We start from the raw sequence: 26,992 nt of genomic DNA on the forward strand, positions 1-26,992 counted from the left end.
GCCTCCCTTCCAAAGGGAGGTGGCGAAGCCGGAGGGATCCCTCAGTAAGTTCATTAACCCAAAGAAAGATCCCCCCTAGCCCCCCTTGAAAAAAGGGGGGAACTTACAAACCATTCCCGATCATCACAAAGGATGCCCAGTGGTATGGATGCGCATATTCCGGATTTTGGCTAATGGTTTCTTGGGCAATGCGCAGGGCTTCCGCTTTACTGATATTGCTTTGCTGGAGTTGACGATAAAATTCTGTCATTAATTTTTCGGTGCTATCATCCTGAACTTGCCATAGCGAAGCCACGGTTGACTGTGCCCCTCTGCGTTGCATTTGGTAGGCTAAACCAACAATCTCGATACCGTTATTTTCTGCATTGAGTTCCGTAAAATCTGTGCCCAGTCCCGTTTCGCAGGCACTCAGCACCACCAACTGATCTTCGGTGAATTTCCATTTTTCGCCAATCTCTTTCAGGTTTGTATATTCGCCGTTGCCAAACACAATAAATGAGTCCTCTGGTGTGCCAGGCAGAAACTTGGCATGGGTGGCTAGGTGGATGACGGAGTAGAGGTTAAATTCACTATAAATATTTTTGCCGAAGTCCCCAGCCAAGCGCTTTTCGACGGGAAAGACGGAGGCGATGCCCTCAATTTCTTGGGTGGCGGCAGGTAATCCTCCAAAGCCGAATTCTCTGGTACTGACTGCGGTTTCGACAGAGATAGTCTGTTTGGTATCTGGGAAAGCTGCACCGAGGATATCCACGACTTTTTTGGGTTTGTCGGCAAAGGAAGTCAAGCTTAGGGCAGTAATATTTGTGGTGCGATATTTCTCGATGAGCCACTTTTCGCCGTCGTAGAGTGCCGCGAGGGGAATGTAACGCAACGCGCCATCTGGGGCATAGATAATATTTTCGATGCCAAAATCTTTTAGCTGGGCTTCGAAGGGTTCGATTAGGTATTGGTGGAGTTTCTGGAGGGCTTGGTAGTCGGTTGTTTTGTTTTTAAGAGTGGCGCTGGCTTCGATGATGATTTCGTTTAGCTCGGTGGACGAAATATATTCTGTGAAACGTAGGGGTTCAGCATCGGCGGTAATAACGATAACTTCCAGTCTGTCGTCCAAGATTAAGGGGTAGAGCAGGGCTGCATTTTCACCAAATTCTTTGATGTCTGCGAGTTCGGAGCGGAGTTGGTCGGACTGGGCGAGATCGACTGTTTCGTCGAATTCTTTGAGGTTGACTTTTAGGGTAGCGAGGATGTCGAGGATGTCTTGGACTTCTGGGCTATTGATAAAGTCGTAAAAGTCTGTGGCTAATTCGCTTAGTTCTACTTCGATTTCGCTAAAGCGGCGTTTTTCTGAACTACTTAAACTAACCTGAGTTCGGGATAGGAAAAGAAGCTTCTAATCAAGCTGAAGAGAGGGTTTCTTAGGCTGATGACAGTAGGCAATTAGACCGCAAAGCAAGTTGACACAAAAGTTCGCTGGACTGCGGTGGCGGGAATGTTCAATCTGAGAAATTTTCTTCAGTTGGTCAATGACCGTTTCAATCAAAGCTCACTTACGAGCCAGCACTTTGTCTCGCCAAAGCATCCGGTGATTCTTCATATTGCGACGAGGTTTAGCTAGAAGCCTCATATCATATTCTTCTTGTAAATACTGTGCCAGAGGTTGAGAGACGTAACTTTTATCAGCAAAGACTTTTCCCGATAACTCTTTCAAAAGCTCCACTACCGGTTTTCTATCATTGGTGTTGCCGGGTGTGACCTTCACATTGAGTAATTCGCCATGGTCATTGATAACCAGATATAGTTTGAAACCAAAGAACCAACCCACAGATGTTTTACCTCGAGCGGCATGACCTTCAAAAACGCGATGTTGAGAGATGCGGCGATTGTGACAAACCTTGATACTGGTGGCATCAATGAAACTAATACCTGTGCATTGACCATAACAGTGCTGTAGGTAGACACATAGAGGTACTAACGTCGAAGGCATCCACTCCACAAAACGTTGGTCACTCACGGCTCTGGGAAAAGCTCCTCGCCAATAGATGACGCACATTGATGAGATAGAAATATTTGAAATTACGATAATGAGATTGGTGAAAAGCAATCAATATCGTCATTATCTCGCTTAAACTCAAGCTTCTTGAGCGACGTCGCCGCCGTTGTTTCGAGGCCAGCAGCTGTTGTTGCCATTGAGGTTCGAAGACTTGGCAGACATCATCAACAGCACAAAACAAAGGTTCTAGACTGGTCATGGGAGAAAGTGGTGGATTGCTTATCAACTTCCACAATATGCACTTTCTCCTTTTCTTCTCTTATCCCGAACTCACGTTAAACTACTGGTATCTTTGCGGGCGAGGAGGGTGAGGCGTTCTTGGCTGAGGGCTAGGATTTGGGGCGTTGGTGAATAGAGGTATGAATCTATGAGGGTCGAGGGATAGGAACATCCCAGAACTTGAGATAGTGAATCAGCAATCGAATCGAATGCTCTAACATTTCCACAGACTTTGAATAACATAAGGTCTTTCGATGGAGTCGAGCGAGATAATGCCGCAATCGAGTGTTCTCTCCTTCGACTCGAGTCATATAGGTCTTACTGACAATCTGGTCCCCATCGGGTACAAAGATGGGATAAACTTTCCAGCCATCTGTGACGTAAAAGAAGCATCTCCAGAGACTAACGATTGCCCATAGTGGCTTGAATGTCTCTGCACTTCTGTCACCAATAGTCCAAGCAAGAATACCTGGTTGAAAGTGGTCTACTGCTGTCCAGAGCCAGACCTTGTTTTTTTAGCACCGACGAATGTTTGAAGTTCATCGAGTTCCCCGACCTGAGGCATCTCTTCCGGTTCATAAGCATCAGGCAGCAATGCACCGACTTGTTTGACCCAAGTGATGACGGTAGTGTGGTGCACTCCTTTCACCCGTTCAATGGCTCGAAAGCCCATACCGTTGACATACATTTTGAGGCATTCACGTTTGAAGGCATTTGAGTAGCCGAGCTGACTATAGTGGTCGATAAACTGACGACCGCAATCTACACAGATGTGATTCTGTTTGCCTTTTTTCTTTCCGTTCTTACGGATATGAGTAGATTGGCATTCTGGACATTCCATTGAGTCAACAACCTCCATTCATACCTCTATTCTGCAACGCCGGATTTGGTTATTGCGGGCTTCCTGTAGGGCGAGGTAAGGGCGTTCTTGTTGGATGAGGACATCTTCGGGGGCAGTATCCACGGCTTGGCGGACATTACGGAAATAGTCATCTAGCTCTTGGACTCTCAATAAGCCAAGGACACGCTGGGCTTCAAAGAGGCGGTTTTCTTGGAGGAGGAGATCCGCCAGACGGCGTTAAGTGCCCTCAATGGTGGAAAGATAAGTCTGCTGGATATCGGGGTCTAGCTGTTCGATATCCTTGCGGAGAGTTTCGTAAAGATTGACGGACTGTTTGTAGAAAATAATGGCTAATTCTGGTTGATCTTCCTCTAGCAAAAAACCAAGATTCCCCAAAGTAGTGGCTTCCCCACTGCGATCGCCCACCGCCCGCCTGAGAGGTAATGCTTGTTGGTAATAGTCGAGGGCTTCCTGTTTTTCCCCTAAATCTGAGTAGACCCGACCAATATTATTGAGGGTAACTGCTTCCCCACGGCGATCACCCACCGCCCACCTGAGAGGTAATGCTTGTTGGAGATAGTCGAGGGCTTCCTGTTTGTAACCGAGGTTATCATAAGAAATTCCGATGTCATTATTTGTGATTGCTTGACCCGATAAATCACCTTCTTTTTTGTAAGCATCAAGAGCTTGTTTATAGAGTTCAATTGACCTCTTGCAAAAGGAGTGAGAGTAGGTAAAAAAGAGGAAAGTAACAGAGCCATAGCGATAAAAAGGCCAACTTACGAACAGCTCCAACATTTATCTCCAGAACAATTCAGGAGAGCCTGTGGAGTTAAACTTCAGACCTTCAATCGTCTGGTAGAGGTCCTAGCAGAAGCTAAAGCAAAGCAAAAACCCGGTCGTCCCAGTATTTTATCCCTGGAAAATCAGTTACTCCTCATCTTGGAATATCTGAGGGAATATCGCACTTATTTTCATATCGCTCAATCATGGGGCATTCATGAATCAACAGTTTGTCGCATGGTGCAAAAAACAGAGAATACACTCATCAAAGAAACCGATTGCCACTTACCCGGCATGAAACAGCTCCATGGTTCAGAAGAGTTATCTCTAACAGTAGTGGTGATGGATGCCACAGAACAGGCGATTGAAAAGCCCCAAAAAACAACGTCTTTACTACTCAGGAAAAAGAAGCATCATTCCCTTAAAGCTCAAATAGTTATTGCTTGGCAGTGGGCACAGATTATCTGTTGTGACTGTGAGAAAGGTAGCATCCATGACTTCAAACTACTCAAAAAGAGTAGAGTCCATTTTCGACAGGGACAACTCTGCCTTGCCGATGCCGGATATCAAGGCATACACAAGCGGCATCAGCGGAGTCTCACTCCTCACAAGAAGCCTAGAGGAGGAGAGTTTACTGCGAGCAGAAACAGGAGAATCAGCTCTTAGCAGCTCAAAGAATCATCATTGAGATGGTATTCAGAATGCTCAAAAGATTTCGGGCGTTGCAGAATAGAGGTATGAATGGAGGTTGTTGACTCAATGGAATGTCCAGAATGCCAATCTACTCATATCCGTAAGAACGGAAAGAAAAAAGGCAAACAGAATCACATCTGTGTAGATTGCGGTCGTCAGTTTATCGACCACTATAGTCAGCTCGGCTACTCAAATGCCTTCAAACGTGAATGCCTCAAAATGTATGTCAACGGTATGGGCTTTCGAGCCATTGAACGGGTGAAAGGAGTGCACCACACTACCGTCATCACTTGGGTCAAACAAGTCGGTGCATTGCTGCCTGATGCTTATGAACCGGAAGAGATGCCTCAGGTCGGGGAACTCGATGAACTTCAAACATTCGTCGGTGCTAAAAAAACAAGGTCTGGCTCTGGACAGCAGTAGACCACTTTCAACCAGGTATTCTTGCTTGGACTATTGGTGACAGAAGTGCAGAGACATTCAAGCCACTATGGGCAATCGTTAGTCTCTGGAGATGCTTCTTTTACGTCACAGATGGCTGGAAAGTTTATCCCATCTTTGTACCCGATGGGGACCAGATTGTCAGTAAGACCTATATGACTCGAGTCGAAGGAGAGAACACTCGATTGCGGCATTATCTCGCTCGACTCCATCGAAAGACCTTATGTTATTCAAAGTCTGTGGAAATGTTAGAGCATTCGATTCGATTGCTGATTCACTATCTCAAGTTCTGGGATGTTCCTATCCCTCGACCCTCATAGATTCATACCTCTATTCACCAACGCCCCAAATCCTAGCCCTCAGCCAAGAACGCCTCACCCTCCTCGCCCGCAAAGATACCAGTAGTTTAACGTGAGTTCGGGATAAGAGAAGAAAAGGAGAAAGTGCATATTGTGGAAGTTGATAAGCAATCCACCACTTTCTCCCATGACCAGTCTAGAGCCTTTGTTTTGTGCTGTTGATGATTTCTGCCAAGTCTTTGAACCTCAATGGCAACAACAGCTGCTGGCCTCGAAACAACGGCGGCGACGTTGCTCAAGAAGCTTGAGTTTAAGCGAGATAATGACGATATTGATTGCATTTCATCAATCTCACTATCGTAATTTCAAGTATTTCTATCTCATCAATGTGCGTCATCACTGGCGAGGAGCTTTTCCCAGAGCCGTGAGTGACCAACGTTTTGTGGAGTGGATGCCTTCGACGTTAGTACCTCTATGTGTCTACCTACAGCACAATGCACAGGTATTAGTTTCATTGATGCCACCAGTATCAAGGTTTGTCACAATCGCCGCATCTCTCCACATCGCGTTTTTGATGGTCATGCCGCTCGAGGTAAAACCTCTGTGGGTTGGTTCTTTGGTTTCAAACTACATCTGATTATCAATGACCATGGCGAATTACTCAATGTTAAAATCACGCCTGGCAACACCAATGATAGAAAGCCGGTAGTGGAGCTTTTGAAAGGGTTATCGGGAAAAGTCTTTGCCGATAAAGGTTACGTCTCTCAAGCTCTGGCACAGTATTTACAAGAAGAATATGATGTGAGGCTTCTAGCTAAGCCTCGTCGCAATATGAAGAATCACCTGATGCTTTGGCGTGACAAAGTGCTGGCTCGTAAGCGAGCTTTAATTGAGACAGTCATTGACCAACTGAAGAAAATTTCTCAGATTGAACATTCCCGCCACCGCAGTCCTGCCAACTTTTGTGTCAACTTGCTTTGCGGTCTAATTGCCTACTGTCATCAGCCTAAGAAACCCTCTCTTCAGCTTGATTAGAAGCTTCTTTTCCTATCCCGAACTCAGGTTAAATATCAAGTTTGCTGGTGTCGTTGCAATAGGCTTCGAGGATATCGATGCAATGGGCGATCGCCCCGAGATGAGTGATTTCATAGCCGTGGGTATTTTCGGTTGGAAAGCTTAGACAAGCGCCACGGCTGATATGACCGAATTTCATCGCAATAGATGCATCACTACCAAAGCCTTGGATAATCGCTTGTTGTAAAGGTCTACGGATCTGACTAGCGGCTGCAATAATGTCTTGGTTTAAGCCATCATCATAAATACCATAACCGTCTTGATGGAGGAGAACAGGTCTGTCCCCAGAGGCGATCGCATATTCCCTTGCGAGGGGACAAATTTCGAGGGCGATCAAAGCATCGACATTCGTATTTTGGCTGAAATAAAGCGCACCCAAAGCACCAACTTCTTCCTTGGCGGAAGCAACAAGATACACATCCTGCGGCGGATTCTTTTGTTGCAAGCGTTTGGCGAGTTCGATGAGGATCACGACAGAGGCTTTGTTGTCGAGGGTATAGCTGCCGATGTAATCTTTCAGACGAAAGGGGGCTTTGCGATGTCTGCCGACTAGGACACGACTACCAGGACGCACACCTGCTTTGTGTAACTCCTCAGCGGTACATTTTGTTTCGAGCCAAGCCTGCTGCCATTGGACAGGGGTTTCTGTTTGTAATTTTTTCTGGGGAGATTCATGTGAAACATGGCGGGAACCAAAACTCAAAATCCCTTGAATTGTTTTGTGATCGCCGAGGATATCCATTACCCCTTCCCCGTAAATCCAAGGATAAGATCCGCCCAATGCCCGCACTTTTACTTGACCTGTTTGCGGATGAATATCTTTAACAATCGCCCCAATTTCATCTTTATGACCTGTAATGGCGATCGCCCCAGCCTCAAGATTTGTCCCTGGAATTTTGACAATAATATTTCCGGCTCGATCCTGCCAATACTCTAATTCCAGCTCTGCAAATAAGTCCAACAAATAGGTGTCAATTTCCCCTTCCATACCACTGGGGGAATGGTGCATCACCAATGTTTCAATTTGCTCAAACAGATAATCAAATTTCTCAGACATGGATTTTGTTTCGTCGCCTTAGATAGCAAGAGCCTCGCTACAAATTATGCAACGAGGTGGAGGAAGATTATGGCGATACTGCAGAAGATTTTGAATTTTAATCATGCAATCACTTGAAATAGGACATTAATCAAACGAAACGCGGCCTATTTATGGGTTTTATTTTTTGCCGTTCTTTTTCGCGTTACGGATTTCCCATGCCATCTCAAGAATTGCTGTCCATTGCTTCTGAACCTTTTTGGGAGTGAGCCCAACTTCAGTGGCGATCGCCTTATCAGAGAGTTGTTCACCACGGAGTTCAAGGATTTCGAGTTGAAGATCATTGAGATCATCAGAGAACTTTTCCCATTGAGAGTCAGTTAAACCGAGGCGTTGCTCTAAATCTGCACCAAGCCACTGGTGAACGATTTTCCAGTTGGAATTGCGGGAAAACTTTTCAACATGGTACTTAAAGCGCTGTTGGAGATAGTCGCGTTGGCGAGAAGTAAGGCCAAGAATTTCATCGATCTCACAAGCAGGGAGGTCTTGAAGTTTGAGCGCGAGATAATCTGCACAATCTTTGTGACCTTGCTCTTGGAAGTACTGGAATAGAGCTGTAATGAGGCGATCGCGAGTGGAATCCTCAGTGGGGTCATGTACATCACCGACAAGCTGAGCACGCACTTGCTGCATAGTGGCAGAGTAGTGTTGTGCTGGGTTGTCATCGTTAGAAAATTCAGTTGCCTTTTCGATATCAACGACCGCTTCCTTAGGCATCCGCTTCGCAAAGGTTTGAGCGCGAAGAATAATTAATTGTTGGCTGTAGCCGCCAGGAAGAGTGATGGAACGCTTTGCATACTGCTCAGTGAAAGCCATATATTCCGCAAGTTCAAGGCGAGTCTTGGGCTGATAGTCTGCTGGTACATCATTTTCGCGACGAAATGCCTTAAGGGATTCCGCATAGAAATCCTGCATGAAGTCTTCGATGAGGTTATAGCGACCAGCGAAACCTAGCTGTGCTCTGGATGGTGCAATGTAACGGTAGACAATGACGCTGAGTTTGCTGTGTAGCTCAGAGCGACCTTGGGCAGAACCGAGACGATAGTATCCAACACACTTGTTGATGCGGTGGCGAGCAAGGGATTTTTCCCAAGACTTAATCTCACCAGATTTTTGGATGCGCTTACTCTTTTCGCAGATGCGCTTGACTTCGATAGTCATACGAGTAGCGATCGCCCGAATCATTTTTAAACTAGTTTCGAGTTCTTGTTTAAATTCAGCTTCGATCCAAATTTGTAAAGCATCGAGCTCTAAATTTTCCGGTTGCCAAGTCTGAAGTGTTGCAGAGAAAGAAGTAGAAGCGATTGTGTTGGTGTTCATTGGGTTGTGTCTCGGTAGATTGCTGTGCCGTGTTCGACACCTTGAATCTATCGGCTGGGGTGGTAGTATCCGGACAACGCTGTGACACTCTCTCAACTGGTCTAGGCTTATGGCAGTTTCCAGGAAGAGGGAGCGCTGTAAGCCTTGCCCTGCTTACGGTGTAGTCTCGGTGCGGTAGAACACCCAATGAAATTAGTGGGACAGTTGGCAAGGTGTCCCCAAAACAAAAAACGAAAAATCGTTATAGTCTCAATGAAAAATCGCCCTGATGAGCGTTTAGCTAGACTCCAACGTCCATTGGAGGTTCACTTTATCTCAGTTTAGGGCGATCGCCAAAAATCGTGTTTATTGTCTCAGTAGATTACGAGAAAATTAATCTGAACCTTAACCGAGAGCTTTTTCGATAGCTGCTTTCAAGCCAGCATCATCAGGAGCAGTCTGAGGATCAAAACGCTCGATCACTTCACCACTGCGGCTAATGAGGAACTTACCGAAGTTCCATTCAATATCATCACCTTCACCAACAAGGAATTGATAAAGGGGACTACGGTTCGCACCATTAACATCTTGCTTTTCGAGCAGCATGAAGTCTACGTCATACTTGCTCTTCGTGAAGTCTTTAATTTCCTCAGGGGTACCGGGCTCTTGGGCACCGAATTGGTTACAGGGCACACCAATAATGACGAGACCGCGATCGCCATACTCTTTGTCGAGTGCCACAAGACCGTTGTACTGGGGCGTTAGACCACATTGACTAGCCACGTTCACGAACAGAACCACTTTATTTGCAATGGTATCTGGAGCGAGGGGAGTCCCATCTAAGGTTGCGAGGTTTGTGGGTAAAGGCATGTAATTATTAAAAAAATATTACGACATTGATTATTATCGAGCATTTTTCGCAAAATCTGCTATGCCATTAGTCCCATCTATGGGCGATCGCCTTTGTCATAAAGAAATACGGCATTGCGGTTTCGAGATTGCCACAAATTCGGCGGGGTCACTGTCGTAATAAACTAAGGTTCAATTCTGCACTTCCCCCATCCATGACAAAAAAGGTTTTTATCACTGGCGCCAGCGGCTGCATCGGGCATTATCTTGCTGAAACGTTTATCCAGAATACCGACTACGAACTCTATCTCTTCGTGCGATCGCCCCAGAAGCTCCAGTTTGATACCAACGCACGAGAAGGCATTCACATTGTCCAAGGGGATTTAATAGATATAGAAGCGCAGGCTGACTTGCTCAAAACCATGAATGTTGCGATTTTGGCGGCAACTGCATGGGGAGGTGCCCAAGAATCCTTTGAAACCAACGTCGTTAAAACTGCAAAATTAATTGACTTACTTGACCCGACGACTTGCGAACAAATTATTTATTTTTCGACGGCAAGCCTATTAGGACGCAACAACGAAATTTTGACCGAGGCGCGAGATTTAGGGACAGATTATGTGCGAACAAAATATGAGTGTTATCAGAAATTGGGGACGCTCGATCTCGCCTCGAAAATCTCTGTAGTCTTCCCAACTCTAGTGGCTGGTGGCGCACCAGATAAACCTTACTCCCATTTCTCTGGCGGCTTAAAGGATTTGATTAAATGGCTCGGATTGGCGAAATTTTTTAGTGCCGATGGGAGTTTTCATTTCATTCACGGCGAAGATATTGCGACGGTTGTCCGACATCTCGCCCAAAACCCTCCCCTGATCCGGTTCGACTTGCCGGAGGGAGAGCTTGATCCAGATCGATTGTTTGTCCTCGGAAATGAACCCTTAATGGTAGACGAGGCGATCGCCGAATTGTGTGAACATCGCGGCCAAAAAGTTTACTTTAAAATTCCGCTGACGGTGGGACTCGCCAATTTCATCATTAAAGTTTTCCGCATTCAAGTGGCCGCATGGGATCGGTTTTGCATCGATTATCGGCACTTCACCTATGCGAAAACCTACAATCCCCGTAGCTTTGGATTAGAATCCGCCTGCCCAAAGCTCACCCATGTGCTCACCAGTGCGGGTGTCCCTCGTAAATCAGCGAAATCTTAGTCGAGATAAAAATTCTCGGGGATAATCTGCATTTTCTCGATGCTGGCGATCGCCGAATACATTTGCTGCGCCATTTCCCCATGGGCACCTTCATTAAAGTGGATGGGGTCGATAAAGGTTGGCGTTGGAAATTTATCGTTCAGCTGATAGAAATTAAGCACTTTGAGGTTGTTTGGGAAAGCCTTCTCCAGCTCCTTCGCCGTTTCGACCATCTTCGGATAATAGGTGGTCATGCCATCCACATATCCAGCAGGAAGATTTGCGATCACCTCCTTCTCAGCCGCATCCAATTTTGCTTCTGGACGACCAGTGATTTCTGGCTGAATTGCCACCACCAAAGGAATTCTTGCAGAGCTACATAAAGCCACAAATTGTTTAATATTCTCGCGATACCGTTCTAGGCGGGCAGCAAAGGCTTCCTCTGACGCGGGCAATTGTTCAGCAAGGGATAGCTCATTTCGTTCACGAATACTGAGCACTTCTCCCACCTGAGGATTGGACTTCTCAGATGTGAGATTGGCGATGACGCGAATAAGGGCACTCTTTTTAATTTTTTTGCCGAAAGACTCGCGCCAATATTGCTGAAAATATTTGTCTGGATCTTTCGCAAACTCGTCCAATTTCGGGATATCTGTCGCCTCAGCATCTTCAGGCAACAGTAAATCTTCGTAGCCATTGAGCAACACAATTAGGTCTGGCTGGTAGGGCAAAATCTCTAGGGCAAATTGCGCCAACTCATTACCAGAGCTATAACCCGGCACAGAGACATTGACCACACGATAATTACCCTGCTTAATTTTTGCGGGTAGGCCGACCAGTTTTTCTCTGGAAGGCTGGAAAAACGGAAAAATATCGGGGCGATAACTACCGGGATCTTGGCGTTGACGTTGGACTCGATCTTTAAGAAGTTGTTCGAGGCGATGGGCCACGGTCATGTCGTTCGCTGCGACTCCACGGCCAAAAGCGGCAGAGTTACCGAGGACAAAGACGCGAATTTCACCTTGGGGTTTAGCAACGGGTAAGGGCTCGTTATCTCGAAAGCCCTGTTCATTCAAGCTAAAAAATTCTGTTTCTTGGGCACCGAGGAGTTTATAGCCAGTGGAAATGGCTTCGGTCGCAAGTAGTTCGCCACGGTTGTCAAGGCCTTGATATTCGCTCTGGTCTTCGTCAACGAATTTGATGCTGTGGGCGATCGCCTCGCGGGAGAGCTGGTCTTCAGCTTTCTCGAAGTAACTCGACCCGAGTCTGGCTAAAATTTCCAAGCCGATAAGTGCCACGGGAATTGCTGCAACAACCGTCCAAGGGGAAATTTTCTTTTTCCGTCTTCTGCTCCGACTGTAGGACGAACGACGACGACCACGCTTAAACATGCGATTTTTTCCTTTGCAACAAAATCCTTCCCTATTTTTAAGGCAGATGGGCAATTTGTCATGGGGATTAGTGATTTTTTGGACAGCAATTTAAAATAAAGCGCGATAACTCTTTGGTAATTTTGGAAGCGATCGCCATGCCCTACAAGCTCTTGTTCGTCTGTCTCGGTAATATTTGTCGGTCACCTTCGGCGGAAAATATTATGCGCCATCTCATTGATGAGGCCGGTCTCGGTGAACAAATCATTTGTGATTCGGCAGGTACTTCTAGCTATCATGTCGGCTCTGCACCAGATCGTCGGATGCAATCTGCCGCTCGCAAAAAAGGCATTAAATTGCTCGGCCAATCCCGACAATTTTCGCGCGCAGATTTTCAGGACTTCGATCTAATTTTGGCGATGGACAATGACAATTACCGCAATATTTTGTCGCTGGATCGTAAAGATGAATATGGCGATAAGGTCAAAATGATGTGTGACTATGCAGAAAATTTTCGGGATAGTGAAGTGCCAGACCCTTATTATGGCGGGGATTCGGGCTTTGATTATGTAATTGATCTCTTGCTCGATGCTTGCGATGGTCTGTTAACTGACGTCAAAAAAGAGTTGTAAGGTCAGGAACTTTTTGGCGATCACCACCAGTCTGGGAATGCAGCGTCATTTCTCTGGTTTTCCATGTTCCAATCCCAAGCAGCTCTAGTTCTCAGTCTCGGAATGGCTTTTAGTGGGCTCACAATGAATCTGCCCTCTGCTCATGCGGAAACATTGCTGGCCCAAGCTGAGATGGAATTTGAGGTGGGCGATCGCCTTGAAATAGAACGGCAAGGGCAATGGCGCTCTGGCGAAGTTATGGGCGTGACCGCAGATGATAACATGCGACTCTACGATGTCCGTTTCCTAGATGTGGGTTTTATCGAAGAAGGGGTTTTGGCAACTCGTCTGCGACCAGTAACGCCAGCGACAATGACACCACTTGCCACCCAAGCCCAGCCCCAGACTTCTGACATTAATTTGGATCAGCCCGTTTATGTCGAGCGTAATGGTGAATGGTTACGGGCACGGATCTTATATGGTGTTGTCAGTTTCAGTGGTACTCGCTATGCCATCCAATATCAGGGCGATCGCACAATTGAAGAAAATGTTCTTCCCCATCGCATTAGAAATGTCGAAGTCGCTCAAACGAGTGGCATCTCCTCAAATACTTACGATTTATCCAGTCAAGCGGGTATTGACGCGATGTTGGCCGCTCATAATTATTGGCGATCGCAGGCCGGTGTACCAGAACTAGTTTGGTCTGATGATCTAGCCGAATTTGCCCAGGATTGGGCAGAAGAACTCGCAAGTAGCCAAAGAATGCAACACAATCCCAATAACCCAGATTACGGTGAGAATTTGGCGACGGGGAGAAATATATTTCTCTCACCAGAACAGGCCGTCAATCTTTGGGGGAATGAAGTAGCGGATTACAACTACGCGAATAATCGTTGTGCGCCTGGTAAACAGTGCGGCCATTACACCCAAATCGTTTGGGAAGAAACCACAGAGGTCGGTTGCGGCATGGTTCGCAAAAATAATGGCTGGGAAATTTGGGTTTGTAATTATGATCCACCAGGCAATTATGTGGGTGAGCGTCCCTATTAATTCGGGAAATTTGCTACCTTGCTTAATGATTTGATTTGCAAGCAATAGGCCGCCCATGACCTCCCCCAACGAACTGCCTCTCCCTCCCGGAAAATTTGGTTTACCGTTTATTGGCGAAACAATTGAATTTTTTACAGACCGTAATTTCCAGCAGAAACGTCTAGACGAGCATGGTGATGTCTTTAAAACCAATATTTTCAATAAACCCACAGTAGTGATGGTGGGAGCTGAGGCCAATCAATGTCTCTTCCGCAACGAAAATAAATATGTGAAGGCCACTTGGCCAAAGAGTACTCGCATTCTCCTTGGTTCCAGCTCTTTGGCGACACAGGAAGGTGGTGTTCACAGTTCCCGTCGCCGCATTTTATTTCAGGCTTTTCAACCTCGTGCTCTAGAGAGCTACATCCCGACCATCGAAAAAATCACCCAGCGCTATCTCGACAAGTGGGAACAGAAAAAAGAATTTGCTTGGTATAACGAGCTTCGGAAATATACGTTTGACGTTGCCAGTACATTATTTATTGGGAAAGATGGTGGTGCAGATACGCCTCTCGCTAATTTGTTTGAGGAGTGGGTCCAGGGTCTTTTTTCTCTACCCATTAATTTGCCTTGGACAACGTTTGGAAAAGCGATGAAATGTCGCACCCAGCTACTCAAGGAATTGGAAGTAATTATTGGCGATCGCCTTGCAAATCAGAAATCTGACGATCAACCAACTGATGCCCTTGATCTATTGATTCGAGCAAAAGACGAAGACGGCAATGCCCTAAGCATCGAAGAACTAAAAGACCAAATTTTGTTGTTGCTCTTTGCAGGCCATGAAACTCTCACCTCATCATTGGTTTCCTTTTGCCTATTTGTGGGACAAAACCGAAATGTCTTCGAGAAAATCTGTGCAGAGCAAACGGCATTAGATATTTCTGGTGAGCTGGATATGAACACGCTTCAACAGATGACCTATCTCGACCAAGTGTTTAAAGAGGTACTGCGAATTGTGCCGCCTGTGGGAGGAGGATTCCGGGAAGTTATTCAGACATTTGAGTATAAAAATTTTCAGATCCCGAAAGGCTGGGCTGTGCAATATCAAATCCTCCAAACCCACAAAGATGAAGAGAATTATCCAGATCACGAACGGTTCGACCCAGAACGTTTTTCACCAGAGCGAGCCGCAGAGAAACAAAAAAATTACCAGTTTATTCCCTTCGGTGGCGGCATGCGGGAATGTATCGGCAAAGAATTTGCGCGACTCGAAGCAAAAGTTTTGGGGTCAATGTTAGTGCGGGGTTATGACTGGGAGTTACGACCAGATCAAGATTTATCGATGCAGGTCATTCCAACCCCTTTACCCAAGGATGGTTTGCAAGTTCGGTTCTGGCGGCGTAAAAAAACAACCTAGATGAATACGAGCAGAAACCGTAAGCTCGAGAAAATTGTTTTTTGCTGATTCACTCCATCAATTTCTGAACAATGGGGAAATTGAGAATCTATTGATATCTTTACGGCTTCTTAACCTTCTCCTAATCAAGTGAATAGGGTGGCGATCGCCAATGCATCAAAAGGATTAGAGGCTTTAAAGAGATTCTCAATAAATTTCAATTAAGCTAAGAGAGTAAACATGGATTTGAATCAATGGTGAAAGAGGCTTCCGCCTGCTCAAACATGTTCGATCTAGATTTGGGACGACCTATTTTAGACAAGTTGTCTTCGAAGCTTTGTCGATATCTCTCTTGTGATCGCCCAATTCGGGACAAGTCCCATGGCGATCGCCTTGTGTTGTGTTCCGCTAGTAACGCTCAAGGCTTAGGTGTTTTTAATATAAGAATCCTCCTAGAATCCTCTGTCATAGCCGACATTGATGCTAAATTTGTCCAGCACCACAGCAACAATTTTCGTTTCATGCGTGAGTTGCAGCTCGGCAACTCGTTCACTGTAGATACTTTTTTTTGCCTAGGACTCGGTAGTAATGCCCACAATATTAGTCATTGAAGATGAAAGCGCGATCCTTGAGATTCTTTTTGATATTTTGACCGCCCATGGGTACAAGGTTCTAACGGCTCTTGATGCGCCAAAAGGGATGGAGATCGCCACTGAGCGATTACCAGATCTGATTGTGTGTGATGTGGGACTACCTTCGCTTAGCGGGCATGAAGTTCTGCGACATCTGAAAAAAAATAAAGATACAGTAGCGATTCCGTTGATTTTTCTCACCGAACATTCCTCGCCAGAAGATGTGCGGGTCGGCATGGAACTAGGGGCTGATGATTATCTAGCGAAACCGTTTTCGACGCGACGATTACTCCGGGCAATTGATATTCGCCTAAAAAAGCAAGCTCAGCTGAAAGAATATTACGAAGGTGCCCTCGAACAGCTCCGTCAAAATATTACGATGTCCCTCCCCCACGAATTTCGGACACCACTCGTCGGAATTTTGGGTGCATCAGAATTTTTATTGGCAGATTTCGAAAATTTAGAGTCGGGCATGGTGCGGGAACTGTTGCTAGATATTCAGCAGAGTGGCGATCGCCTCCATCAGCTCATTCAGAAATATTTATCCTTTGTGCAGCTCCAAGAAAGGTATTTGTGCCGTTCAAATGGTCCAGAAATTCTGGAAGCTCCCCAGCTATTCTCATCACAGAAGTAGCCTATCGCGCTCTAAATGAATATGAACGGGAAGAGGATCTAGATCTGGCGATCGCCATTAATGAAACCCAACTCAATGAAAATGACTGCCGTCAACTCCTAGGCGAACTCCTCGATAATGCCGCCAAATTTTCGCCTGCAGGCACACCCATTGTGGTGAAAATTTTTAGTGAAGATCAACAAGAACATATCGTCGTTAAAGATTGTGGTCGCGGCATGACTGAACAGGAACGCAAAAATATTGGTGCTCTCAGCCAATTTCAGCGGGATCAACATGAGCAGCAAGGGGCAGGGTTTGGACTGGCGATCACCCAACTGATTACGCAAATCTATGGCGGTACTCTAAATATCCAGAGCAAACTTGATAGCGGCACCAGCATTCACATTACCCTGCCCCAAAAATCAACGACAAACACTGTTATTTAAAATCCTGACAACTTACCAGCAGCCTGACTAACTTGCACTGCCGACTGGGAAAATAGCTGGAAAGCTTGGCGAATTTCCTGTTCTCCTTGACCAGGCGTTAGCACCCATTCATCACGAATGCCCATTTCCCGAAAGACCTGTCGGAAATCCGTTGCCCCACCATCATCAATCCCCATCGCGGCGATCGTATGATTTTCCGCTTTGAGCATATCGTCCACCACAGCTTTGATATCTTTTGCTGTTGCCCGCTGCGAACTGACATCCGCTCCATCTGTAATCAACAGAGTAATGGTTCGCACTGGAACGCCATTGTCACTAAACTCCTGAGCCTTTGCTAAGACTGTCCCCAATAGCACCAAACTTTGGTCATAGAGCGGTGTCCCCAAACGTGGATCATAATTTTGTGGGGTCATCCGTACCGCTTGGTTGAGAAAGCAATAAGGGTAAAGTACCGTGCCATTGAGGTAACGATTGTGAATCAAAATCTCGTCTTTTTGGGGACATTGATCGAGGGCATCAAGGATGGCATTGTGACCACCTCGTACGGCTTGAGCATTGCTGCTATAGCGAATCGACCCGGAATCATCGGGCATAATCGTCACCAACACAATTTCTGAGGACATCACATCATCCACCTCAATGCCGAGCCCTGCCTGAATTTGCACGCCAAGGTCATGGACATCAAGGGATTGGAAGGCAGCTTGGGATAAGACTCCCTCTGTATGGGCATCTTGGAATAGGGATTGAATATCTTGTGGATCACTCATTTATTTAAATGTCAAATCTACACTTTCATTATAGATGTATTTTTTACACTTTGGTGTGTTTTTGACGTAATGTCTGAATGTCATCACGAAAAATTAACGGATTCAGGGCGATCGCCGCGAGATATGCAGGTCTAATCAAGTAAGATTGAGCGCAGAAGTTACGTCAATAATGTGAAGGTCATATCTCTATGTCTCTGGTGAAAGCAAAACCTGCTGTTCTGGTGCTCGCGGATGGTACAACTTACGAAGGCTGCTCCTTTGGGGCGACAGGCACGACCTTTGGGGAAGTTGTGTTTAATACGGGCATGACGGGTTATCAGGAGGTGCTCACCGATCCGAGCTATCGCGGTCAGGTTGTGACGTTTACTTATCCGGAGCTGGGAAATACTGGTGTGACACCCGAAGATGAAGAATCCGGTGGCCCTCAAGTTAAAGGGGCGATCGCCAGAAATATTGCGCCACGTCCGAGTAATTGGCGATCAACTCAAGCGCTACCCGACTACCTAAAGCAACATAATGTTGTCGGTATTTATGGCATCGATACTAGAGATTTAACGCGACGGTTGCGGGTATCCGGTGCAATGAATGGCGCAATTTCTACAGAGGTTTTGGATACAGAAGAACTCCTCCGCCAACTCCAAGAAACCCCTAGCATGGAAGGTCAAAATCTCGTTAAAGAGGTCACCACCACCGAAATTTATGAGTGGACAGAAGCGACTGATAGCCACTGGGAATTTAGCAATACCACTAAGTCAGATGTAGATTTAACTGTTGTGGCGGTTGATTTTGGCGTGAAGCGCAATATTCTGCGGCGTTTAGCAAGCTATGGTTGCAAAGTCATTGTTGTCCCCGCGAATACCCCTGCCGAAAAAATCTTGTCCTACAACCCCGACGGCATTTTTCTCTCTAATGGCCCTGGCGATCCGGCGGCTGTGACGGAAGGGATTGCAACGGTAAAGGATATCCTCAAGGCTGAAAAACCCACTTTTGGAATCTGTATGGGTCACCAAATTTTAGGTCTATCTCTCGGCGCAGAAACCTTTAAACTTAAGTTCGGGCATCGTGGTCTCAACCAACCCGCTGGTCTCAAGCAAAAGCAAATCGAGATTACAAGCCAAAATCACGGCTTCGCGATCACAGAGGAGTCGATGGGCGACAATATCCAGATTACCCACCTCAACCTCAATGACCGCACAGTAGCTGGTCTAGAGCATAAGGAATTGCCATTTTTCTCTGTGCAATATCACCCCGAAGCAAGCCCCGGCCCCCATGATGCAGACTATCTTTTCGATAAGTTCGTGCAGACCATGCGTGAGCACAAATAAGTCAATCAAAATGTCTCGCTAGAAAAACTGAATTAACGTTTTTAACTTGAGTTCTGGATAAGGAAAGAAAAGAAGAAAGCTCATATCGTGGCAGTTGAAACCAATCCACAGCTTTCTCCTATGCTTAGTTTAGACGCTTTATTTTGTGACGTTGACGATTTCTGCCCAGTCTTTGAACCTCAGTGGCATCAAGAATTACTTAGCTCTTGCAAAAGGTATCGTCACCGTTCTAGAAGCCTAAGCTTGAGTGAGGTGATGACGATACTCATCGCTTTTCATCAATCTCACTATCGTAATTTCAAGTATTTCTATCTCCTGATGGTGCGACACTATTGGCAAAAAGCCTTTCCCAAAGCAGTGAGTTATCAACGCTTTGTGGCATGGATGCCCTCCAGCTTAGTGCCTCTATGTGCCTATTTAACGTGAGTTCTGGATAAGGAATGATAGGTCTAATCAAGCTGTAAAGAAGGTTTTTGGGTTGATGGCAGTAAGCAATCAGCCCACACAGCAAGTTCACACAAAAGTTTGTGGGACTGCGATGTCGGGAATGTTCAATCTGTGAGATGTTCTTCAGTTGGTCAATAACTGTCTCAATCAAAGCCCGCTTACGAGCAAAAAGTTTATCTTGATAAACCATCAAATGATGCTTCATATTTCGACGAGGTTTAGCCATTAGGGTCACCTCATGTTCCTCTTGAAGATGCTGGGCTAAAGATTGTGAGACATAGCCTTTATCGGCAAAGACTTTACCCCATAAGTCTTGCCATAACTCCACTACAGGTTGGCGGTCATCGGTATTTCCGGGCGTCACTTGGACGTTGAGTAATTCTCCTCGCTCATTGATGACCAGGTGTAGTTTGAAGCCGAAGAACCATCCCACCGAAGTCTTGCCCCTTGCCGCGCAACCTTCAAAAACACGGTGTTGAGAGATACGGCGATTATGGCAAACCTTGATGCTGGTGGCATCAATGAAGCTAATACCAGTGTATTGTCCGAAGCATCGTCGCAGATATGTACAGAGAGGAATCAAGCTCGAAGGTATCCATGTCACAAAGCGTTGATAGCTCACAGCTAGAGGAAACTCTTGTTGCCAATCGCATTTCACCTTGATGAGATAGAAATGCTTGAAATTTCGATAGTGAGATTGATGGAAAGCAATGAGAATAGTCATCACCTCACTCAGACTGAGGCTTCTCTGACGGCGACGGTATTTTTTGCCAGAGCTGAGTAACGCTTGATGCCATAAGGGTTCAAAGACTTGGCAGAAATCATCAACATGGCAAAACAGAGCCTCTAGACTGGACATGGGAGAAAGCCGTGGATTCGTTACAACTTCCACGATATGGGCTTTCTCCTTTTCTTTCCTTATCCAGAACTCACGTTAATTGAAAATATTGTATTGATTGAGCTCAATCAGTAGAATATTGCATAAAATAATCGCTGCTCAATAAAGAACCAAGAAGCCTCAAACTCAGATTGGGAAAGACTTTTTTCCTGTTGTCCTTATCCCGAACTCACGTTACCTACACCCAATTACCGATGAGAACATAGGCAGACCAAAAGAATGGGTCGCTAAAATCTGTATCGCGCAACATGTGAATCTGAGCTTGTCTGAGCGCTTCTGCCTTGCTTACACCTGGCTGACGAAGATCATCATAAAAAGTCGTCATTATTTGAGCTGCGACATTGTCTTTAATGGACCATAAAGTTGCGATGGTTGAGCGAGCCCCAGATCGCACTGCTAATCCTGCCAATCCTAAACTTGCCCGATTATCACCCTTAGCTGTTTCACAAGCACTGAGTGTCAATAGATTAATAGCTTGGTTACGACTTGCTTCCCGCTGTTGCAACAATTCTGATAACTCTCTGATATTGATTACCCCATCCCAAGTGAGGAAAAAAGTTTGACTAAAGTCAGAGCTAAATTGTCCATGAGTTGCTAAGTGAACAATATCAACCTGTTCAGCTTGGAGTTTGCGGGCAAGGGCATTACGGGTAAACTCACTGTTTAAAAGCTTTGTTGAAGCGACAAGATTTGAAATGGCTGTCACCTCTGTTTTGACGGCAGGTAGAGCACTAAATAAGCCCCGTTGTTCACTAATACCACCAACCAGAGCTTTAATATTTCCTTGGCTAAGAGACTGAGCTTGCATTAACTGTAGTCCTGGGGAGAGAGCGACTGGATATTTTTCGATCAAATATTGTTGACCGTCGTATAGTGCACTGACGGGAATATTGCGTAGCAACCCATCTAAGACGAACACCAACGGTTGATCTGATGTAAGTAATCCTTGTTCTTCTGCTGGTCTAATAAGCCAATCATAGATTTTTTGAGAGACTTCTAATCTTTGGGTTTTATCGGCCGAAGGGTGCAGGAGAGATAAAAATTCACGCAGAGACTGCTCTATTTCAACGCTATCGACAGGCATTTCAAACTTGCTGAGAGTGTCATCCGCTTTTGAATATATTGTGGCGATTCGGTCAGGCAGAATAATGGGATAGACAACTGTTGCCGTTGGATCAATTTCCTCAATTTGATTGGCTTGTAAATCTAAACAAGCTTCTCGAAAAAAGTTATCCAATTCTGCTACTTGCAAATCTTCCAAAACACCACGAGCTTGTTTTAAGTGTTCTGGTGTTTCGCTCTCTAAGAGTAACGAAGCTAATTCTCGATATACAGGTTCTACTTGTTCTTGATATGAGAATTGAATACTTTGATTAATTGCCGCCAAGTCACCGCGTAAAGATTGGAGAGCGGTCACGGCTTCAGCGTAGATTTCGATGGCTTTGTCTAGCTGGTTTTGTTGTTTAAGTAAGCGCCCTAGTTGCCAGGCAGACTGGGCAATGACATCGGCTGATTGAGTCGTGCGGGCAAGTCGCAGTGATTTCTCGGTGAGCTCAAAAGCCTCTCCATATTGCTGGACTTGACTGTAGAGTTGTCCCAATTGACGTAGAGCATGGGATTCTGCTCTCGTATCGTCAAGTTCATCAGCAAATTGGATGGCTTGGGCTAAGAGTTGGCTGAGTTCCGTGATGGAGACAGAGGAATTGGGTAACTGAGAGGCATATTGTGCAAAGTTGACAATGCTGTAGATTGAGGCGCGGCTTGCCGATTGTGCTTGCAAAGAGGACAAGAGTTGAGGTGCCATTTTTTCGGCTTGAGCGTGTTGCTGGGTTTTCACCAATAAACCAAATTGTTCGAGCTGGGCTTGTTGTCTTTCTTGTGACTCTAAAGCTGTGGTTTCTGCTTTCTCAAAATAGGCTAGGGCAATGTCTGCGGATTCAACTTCTGTCGCGAGTTTCCCGATGCTGAAATAGGTGGCACTGAGTTCTGGGGTTGCATCGATACGTTGGGCGATCGCCAGAGCTTGAGCCATGAGATTGTAGCTGTCTCGCGGATCGCCAATTAACTGAGTGACTTTCCCCAAACTACGTAGGGCAATGACTTTTAATGTCGAATCAGGCAATGCAAATAATTCTTGTTCTGCCTGGGTTAGTTGTTCAAGAGAATGACGATAAAACCCTAAAGTTTGTAAGGCTTTCGCTTGGTTAATCTGACTACCGAGGATTCCAATCGTATCCTGAGCCTCTACATAATTTTGCTCTGCTTGCTTCCAAGTGCTTAAGGCGAGCTCTGCTTGCCCCAAATGTAACCATAAACTTGCCCGAGTATTTAGTGCTTGGGCTTGCAAAACTGAAGATTGTGGAAATTGCGTGAGTAAGTTAAGGCTTTGATCGATGGTCTGTTCGGCTTGGGGCCATTGATTGATGGCTTGATAGGCAGCAGAGAGATTATTTAATGCCATAATCTGCTGGGTGCGATCGCCTGTTGTCACAAAATTATCGAGAGCATTTTGCCAAACTCCAATCGCTTCGTCATAGCGACCCGCATCATACAATTGTTGGCCAGTGGATAGTGGCGATACTTCGTTTTGAGCTAGAGTCGCTTCAGGTAAAGAATTTGAAGGTGAAGCTGCTTGGACAATTGTCCAAAAAGGGATTGCAGCTAAAAGAATCACTAACCCAAAGCCTAATAAACCAAACTTTAAACGATGGTAAATGCGGGATGAAGATCGACGAAGCCCATCTATCCGCCGTCGTTTTAAGCCCATCGATTTTAGCGATCTCAGATTTGTAATATATTTTTTCCGAGATTGGTGACGATTATCCATCATTATTTTTCAAAAATCTGGAGTGGTTTAAATAAACTCGATAACAATGTGCCCTGTTTGAAATTCGGATAAATCATCTCTTTTTCTGATCTATCCAATATCGTCGCCCAAAACCTATCCAGAGCAACTCGCTCCACCACCAATGGTTGGTGAACTCGCGTTAACAGCAATGAGTTCAACTTGACCAGTTGAGGTAGTGTGCCATGCATTTGCCTCGGTTAAAGCAGGACGGGTAACTAAAGAAGGAGACGAAAAAATTGGGGAAGCCACAATATCGGAGGTGATGTTACGAGTATCCATCCAGAGGCGATCGCGACTCACTGTTTGATTGGGACTGAGTGGAATACCACCACGTCCAGTGGCTATGAACGCATTACGGCGATTACTAGAACATCCCTGTACAATTTCATCGCTTGGGTCAGTTAAGCTTGCTGCCGTTGTAATCAAACCAGACTCTAGATCAGCGAGAAAATCATTGATGGTTACAGCCCCACTGACTCCGAATTGAGAGCTAGCAGTAATATCACTTTCTGGCGTTAACTGTGGACGAAAGGCCAGCCCTAGCAAACTTTTGGTCGTCAAAATAATATTGCCTCCATTACCTGTAAAAGCATTGGCAACAATGTCGCTATTTTCACTGGGGAAGCTCAGAATTAGGGGAGCTGTCAGATTGATATTTCCGCCATTGCCACCGCCACCTGCCTGACCAGCTGTGGTAGAGAGCAGGCTATGGTCTCTCAAGAATAAGACTTCACCAACATCAAGATTCAGATTGCCACCATCACCACTATTTGTAATAGCTGTAATATCACTTCTTTCTAAAATCACTCTATCGCGACTGACAAGCTCGACATTTCCCCCTTGCCCACCATCAGATAAGTTATTCGCCCGAATGGAAGCATCTCTCAAGTCGAATCGTCTGGCACTGAAGAAAATATCACCACCATTACCGATTGCTGTTGCTTCTGCACTACTGCTTACCCTACTTTGACTGGAGAGATGGACTATATCAAGAGCCTTTATCTCAATACGACCTGCATCTCCAATTCCCCTTGTTGTCGTGGTCAATTGAGCATTATTACTGAAGTCGATATTGTTTCCTACAACCGTTATACTTCCGCCATTTCCTATTGCATCTATGCCGACATCACTACGAAAACTACTATTGTTTAAAGTAATTTCTCCTCCAGCAGAGACATCGATACGACCCGCATTTCCTTGAGCATTATCTCCCACGCTGCTAATGAGCTGACTGTTTCCAGTAAAGTTCAGATCATTGGCTGCCATGACGGCAATTTCGCCTGCATTACCTTGAGCATTGGTTGCAACTGTTACGCGTGATTGATTGCTGAAATTTAGATTTTGAGCCTTGATATTGATGCCTCCACCATTACCTATTGCACCTAAAAGCACTTCACTCCGAATATCGCTAGCATCTGCATTTATGTCCCCTGCACTGACAATCACTATTTGCCCTGCATCATTTTTCCCTGCGGTGCTGGTGGTAATCTCGCCCCCTTGAATCGTCAAATCCTCTGTGTCTATTTTTATTTGACCACCCTGCCCTGACCCTCCCACTGCTACTTCAGCTCTGAAGCCACTACGAACTCCAGAAGGAGACTGACCGCTAATCGTAATCGCCCGAGCATTAACTTCGATGCTACCGCCATCACCAGACCCTTCAGTTGAAGTATTCAGGGTCGCTCCATCCTGTAAATTCAGTATGTCCGTATTGAGAATAATGGTACCCCCTGTCCCTGCGACATTACCAAAGACCCCTGCATTAATGGATGTGATATCCCTCGACTCCACAGCACCATTAAGGTCAATGATTTGAGCATTAATGACAACATTACCTGCAGACCCTGCTGCATCAGTGATGGATTCAATAAGTGCACCATCGCTCAGCTCTAACCGTTCGGCCTGAATTAAAATATCTCCACCCTGGGCTGTCGCTGTGGCACTGCTATCCACTTCCGTCGTTAAAGTACTACTAAAACCATTACCGTTAATTCCAGATAGCGATATTAACTTAGCTTGAAGATCGATACTGCCACCTTTTCCTGTGCCTTCTGTATCAGCATCAAAAAGCGCACCATCTCTTAAAAATAGGCGATTAGCCCGAAGTGTTAAATTTCCGCCCGCACCACTGACCTCTGATTCAAGATTGACAAATGACCCGGAACCTCCTGAAGTATTTCCTTGAAAAATTGCATCACCTGTAACAGTGAGAATCAAGTCTCCGGCATCACCTACACCTTCAGATTCTGCTCCCAACAATGCACCATCGTCTGCGAGAAATGTTTGAGTCTTAATGAAAACATTACCGCCTCGACCGGTGGCACCGACTTTATCGTCAACTTTGGAACTGAGTAAACTGCGTCCTCCATCTGCTCCGACTCCGCTCAATTCAACATAATCTGCTGTAATGTTGATACTGCCGCTGTTTCCTGCGCTTTCAGTTTCCGCTCGAATTTCTCCGCCATCCAAGATTCGGAATTGATTTGTGACGATATTAATGTCACCGCCTTGCCCTGTGGCATTCGCTTTATCATCGACTTTAGAACCGAGAAAACTAAACCCATCGTCAATCCCAGAGCCACTCAATTCAACATGATTTGCGCGGATGTTGATGTCTCCGCCATTCTCTACGCTTTCAGCTTCTGTTCTAACCACTCCTCCATCTAGGATCAGGAATTGATCCGTAAAAATATTAATGTCGCCGCCATTACCACCAATGGAAGCATTTTCGTCAACTTCGCTGATGATACGACTTGGACTTCCTGAAGATGTTTCACCTGTCACATCGATCTGTTCGGAACCATATATATTGATATCGCCAGCAGCGGTAGACCCTTCATTGATGACGCTAATGCGCGATCGCCCCTGCAAAGAAACACGCTTTCCTTGGAGCTGAACAGCACCACCTCCATTACCTTCATTGAAGATTTCAGAGTAATTTTGGAAAATAATATCGCGCCACTCTCCCACTGAAGGCTGGGTGCCGAAAGCTTGCTGTCCATTTACAGTCGTGAGAGGGACTAAAGCATCCGTTGCAGCGAACAGCTCAACTCGACCTTCCGACGCCTCTACAAGAACATCATCAAATGAGATTGAGCCACCAACAAGTCCAAAAGTTTGACCAGATTGAACCTCTAAGAACGGACCATTACCTGTAATATCACCAGGATAACTACCTAGCTGTAGTCCAATAGGTACTGAGACGGTTAACAAAGGTGCAGTACTAGGCACTATGGCACTAAACTCGAAGCCATTTTCAAAGACAACACTGTCTGCCGTGCTGGCAATAAACGAACCAGGTAAGGACAAGCTGGCATTCCCACCGAAAGCAATACCATTTGGGTTAATCAGAAATAGATCTGGGTTATTGCCGCCTGTAAGACTTATTTCTCCATCAATGAAAGATGCATTAATTCCTGTAACTCTCCCAACAATGGCATCTACTGTGCTTTGACCCATATTTAGATCAAATGACACATTTTCTGTACCTGGAGAAAATTCTGAAAAGCTGTGGAATAAGGTTGTTAGTTGTTGGGTTCCGCCTGTGATGCTGAAAGGTCCACCACCATTAACTATGGTATTGACGGTACTATCTGCTGCCACGACCTGAGCTAGAGAGGGAGTTGCCCCCATTGCGAAAAGATGACTGAAACCTAGGAAAACCCATAGTCTCTTAGGATCGATAAGATTTGACAGTTTATTTATCACTGTTACGACAAGCATCTGGATAGACGAATTAAATCTAAGTATTGTTTTTTCAATACACCCTGATTTCTAAGCAA

22 protein-coding genes and 4 pseudogenes are annotated in these 26,992 nt (G+C 45.6%); 13 read left to right on the plus strand and 13 right to left on the minus strand.

Features of this window, described 5'->3' with window-relative positions:
• Nucleotides 1–103: 103 nt before the first annotated feature.
• From LEPTO7376_RS22815 to LEPTO7376_RS25445, 5 genes and pseudogenes are all read right to left on the minus strand, one after another.
• Nucleotides 104–1,108, minus strand: coding sequence for a CHAT domain-containing protein (locus tag LEPTO7376_RS22815; RefSeq protein ID WP_051188847.1), 1,005 nt, complete (start codon nt 1,106–1,108; stop codon nt 104–106).
• A 279-nt stretch (nt 1,109–1,387) separates the two neighbouring features.
• Nucleotides 1,388–2,246 (minus strand): annotated as a pseudogene (locus LEPTO7376_RS25435) (IS982 family transposase).
• Between the two features lie 166 nt (nt 2,247–2,412).
• A protein-coding gene (locus tag LEPTO7376_RS25440) for an IS1 family transposase (RefSeq protein ID WP_015132314.1) occupies nt 2,413–3,107 on the minus strand; the annotation gives its coding sequence in 2 pieces (ribosomal slippage) (nt 2,413–2,783 and nt 2,783–3,107; 696 coding nt in all).
• 18 nt (nt 3,108–3,125) lie between these two features.
• A complete protein-coding gene (locus LEPTO7376_RS26995; protein ID WP_216700270.1) occupies nt 3,126–3,278 on the minus strand; it encodes a hypothetical protein in 153 nt (50 codons plus the stop codon).
• 66 nt (nt 3,279–3,344) lie between these two features.
• Entirely contained in the window at nt 3,345–3,905 is a 561-nt protein-coding gene (locus LEPTO7376_RS25445) for a tetratricopeptide repeat protein (RefSeq protein WP_071880723.1), read from the minus strand.
• Nucleotides 3,906–4,049: 144 nt separating this feature from the next.
• Here LEPTO7376_RS25445 and LEPTO7376_RS28540 point away from each other — a divergent pair, with 144 nt between their 5' ends.
• From LEPTO7376_RS28540 to LEPTO7376_RS22860, 4 genes and pseudogenes are all read left to right on the plus strand, one after another.
• Nucleotides 4,050–4,556, plus strand: coding sequence for a transposase family protein (locus LEPTO7376_RS28540; RefSeq protein ID WP_264308942.1), 507 nt, complete (start codon nt 4,050–4,052; stop codon nt 4,554–4,556).
• A gap of 17 nt (nt 4,557–4,573) precedes the next feature.
• Nucleotides 4,574–4,645, plus strand: a complete 72-nt coding sequence (locus LEPTO7376_RS29380; protein WP_264309040.1) for a hypothetical protein — start codon at nt 4,574–4,576, stop codon at nt 4,643–4,645.
• 4 nt (nt 4,646–4,649) lie between these two features.
• A protein-coding gene (locus tag LEPTO7376_RS25450; RefSeq protein WP_015132314.1) for an IS1 family transposase occupies nt 4,650–5,344 on the plus strand; the annotation gives its coding sequence in 2 pieces (ribosomal slippage) (nt 4,650–4,974 and nt 4,974–5,344; 696 coding nt in all).
• 166 nt (nt 5,345–5,510) lie between these two features.
• Nucleotides 5,511–6,358 (plus strand): annotated as a pseudogene (locus LEPTO7376_RS22860) (IS982 family transposase).
• 28 nt (nt 6,359–6,386) lie between these two features.
• On the opposite strand, the gene LEPTO7376_RS22865 reads toward LEPTO7376_RS22860, so the two are convergent.
• The 3 genes from LEPTO7376_RS22865 to LEPTO7376_RS22875 all read right to left on the minus strand — a co-directional run bounded on the left by LEPTO7376_RS22865 (nt 6,387) and on the right by LEPTO7376_RS22875 (nt 9,662).
• Nucleotides 6,387–7,454 carry a M42 family metallopeptidase gene (locus tag LEPTO7376_RS22865; protein ID WP_015136360.1) on the minus strand — a complete coding sequence of 356 codons (1,068 nt, stop codon included), beginning with the start codon at nt 7,452–7,454 and terminating at the stop codon, nt 6,387–6,389.
• A 159-nt stretch (nt 7,455–7,613) separates the two neighbouring features.
• A complete protein-coding gene (locus tag LEPTO7376_RS22870) occupies nt 7,614–8,813 on the minus strand; it encodes a HetZ-related protein (protein ID WP_015136361.1) in 1,200 nt (399 codons plus the stop codon).
• Nucleotides 8,814–9,197: 384 nt separating this feature from the next.
• Entirely contained in the window at nt 9,198–9,662 is a 465-nt protein-coding gene (locus LEPTO7376_RS22875) for a glutathione peroxidase (protein ID WP_015136362.1), read from the minus strand.
• 194 nt (nt 9,663–9,856) lie between these two features.
• On the opposite strand from LEPTO7376_RS22875, the gene LEPTO7376_RS22880 reads away from it, so the two are divergent.
• Nucleotides 9,857–10,849 carry an NAD(P)-dependent oxidoreductase gene (locus LEPTO7376_RS22880; protein WP_015136363.1) on the plus strand — a complete coding sequence of 331 codons (993 nt, stop codon included), beginning with the start codon at nt 9,857–9,859 and terminating at the stop codon, nt 10,847–10,849.
• On the opposite strand, the gene LEPTO7376_RS22885 is transcribed toward LEPTO7376_RS22880, so the two are convergent.
• Nucleotides 10,846–12,219 carry a lipase gene (locus LEPTO7376_RS22885; RefSeq protein ID WP_015136364.1) on the minus strand — a complete coding sequence of 458 codons (1,374 nt, stop codon included), beginning with the start codon at nt 12,217–12,219 and terminating at the stop codon, nt 10,846–10,848. The genes LEPTO7376_RS22880 and LEPTO7376_RS22885 overlap by 4 nt on opposite strands.
• Before the next feature lie 137 nt (nt 12,220–12,356).
• On the opposite strand from LEPTO7376_RS22885, the gene LEPTO7376_RS22890 reads away from it, so the two are divergent.
• The 6 genes from LEPTO7376_RS22890 to LEPTO7376_RS26110 all read left to right on the plus strand — a co-directional run bounded on the left by LEPTO7376_RS22890 (nt 12,357) and on the right by LEPTO7376_RS26110 (nt 16,925).
• Nucleotides 12,357–12,830, plus strand: a complete 474-nt coding sequence (locus LEPTO7376_RS22890) for a low molecular weight protein-tyrosine-phosphatase (RefSeq protein ID WP_015136365.1) — start codon at nt 12,357–12,359, stop codon at nt 12,828–12,830.
• Nucleotides 12,831–12,893: 63 nt separating this feature from the next.
• Nucleotides 12,894–13,859, plus strand: coding sequence for a pathogenesis-related family 1 protein (locus LEPTO7376_RS22895; protein WP_015136366.1), 966 nt, complete (start codon nt 12,894–12,896; stop codon nt 13,857–13,859).
• A 55-nt stretch (nt 13,860–13,914) separates the two neighbouring features.
• Entirely contained in the window at nt 13,915–15,255 is a 1,341-nt protein-coding gene (locus tag LEPTO7376_RS22900; RefSeq protein ID WP_015136367.1) for a cytochrome P450, read from the plus strand.
• Between the two features lie 263 nt (nt 15,256–15,518).
• Entirely contained in the window at nt 15,519–15,845 is a 327-nt protein-coding gene (locus LEPTO7376_RS26725; protein WP_160148559.1) for a hypothetical protein, read from the plus strand.
• Nucleotides 15,823–16,500, plus strand: a complete 678-nt coding sequence (locus LEPTO7376_RS26105; protein ID WP_051188848.1) for a response regulator — start codon at nt 15,823–15,825, stop codon at nt 16,498–16,500. Before LEPTO7376_RS26725 ends, LEPTO7376_RS26105 begins: the two co-directional genes overlap by 23 nt.
• Nucleotides 16,440–16,925 (plus strand): sensor histidine kinase KdpD, encoded by a 486-nt coding sequence (locus tag LEPTO7376_RS26110; RefSeq protein ID WP_051188849.1) that lies wholly within the window; start codon nt 16,440–16,442, stop codon nt 16,923–16,925. The genes LEPTO7376_RS26105 and LEPTO7376_RS26110 overlap by 61 nt, the downstream gene beginning before the upstream one ends.
• Here LEPTO7376_RS26110 and LEPTO7376_RS22910 read toward each other — a convergent pair.
• The gene (locus tag LEPTO7376_RS22910; RefSeq protein WP_015136369.1) at nt 16,922–17,692 is read right to left on the minus strand and encodes a hypothetical protein; all 771 of its coding nucleotides are present in this window, start codon (nt 17,690–17,692) and stop codon (nt 16,922–16,924) included. The genes LEPTO7376_RS26110 and LEPTO7376_RS22910 overlap by 4 nt on opposite strands.
• A gap of 188 nt (nt 17,693–17,880) precedes the next feature.
• Here LEPTO7376_RS22910 and carA point away from each other — a divergent pair, with 188 nt between their 5' ends.
• Together carA and LEPTO7376_RS28185 are read left to right on the plus strand one after the other, a co-directional pair.
• On the plus strand, nt 17,881–19,017 hold the full coding sequence (gene carA, locus LEPTO7376_RS22915) for a glutamine-hydrolyzing carbamoyl-phosphate synthase small subunit (protein ID WP_015136370.1): 1,137 nt from the start codon (nt 17,881–17,883) through the stop codon (nt 19,015–19,017).
• A gap of 120 nt (nt 19,018–19,137) precedes the next feature.
• Nucleotides 19,138–19,437 (plus strand): annotated as a pseudogene (locus LEPTO7376_RS28185) (IS982 family transposase); the annotation flags it as partial.
• 52 nt (nt 19,438–19,489) lie between these two features.
• On the opposite strand, the pseudogene LEPTO7376_RS22920 reads toward LEPTO7376_RS28185, so the two are convergent.
• The 3 genes and pseudogenes from LEPTO7376_RS22920 to LEPTO7376_RS22930 all read right to left on the minus strand — a co-directional run.
• A pseudogene (locus LEPTO7376_RS22920) lies at nt 19,490–20,323 on the minus strand (IS982 family transposase); the annotation flags it as partial.
• Nucleotides 20,324–20,540: 217 nt separating this feature from the next.
• Entirely contained in the window at nt 20,541–23,192 is a 2,652-nt protein-coding gene (locus LEPTO7376_RS22925; protein ID WP_160148560.1) for a CHAT domain-containing protein, read from the minus strand.
• Between the two features lie 111 nt (nt 23,193–23,303).
• Nucleotides 23,304–26,843, minus strand: a complete 3,540-nt coding sequence (locus tag LEPTO7376_RS22930; protein WP_160148561.1) for a filamentous hemagglutinin N-terminal domain-containing protein — start codon at nt 26,841–26,843, stop codon at nt 23,304–23,306.
• Nucleotides 26,844–26,992: the final 149 nt, after the last annotated feature.

The sequence above is a fragment of the [Leptolyngbya] sp. PCC 7376 genome, assembly GCF_000316605.1.
GTDB lineage: Bacteria > Cyanobacteriota > Cyanobacteriia > Cyanobacteriales > MRBY01 > MRBY01.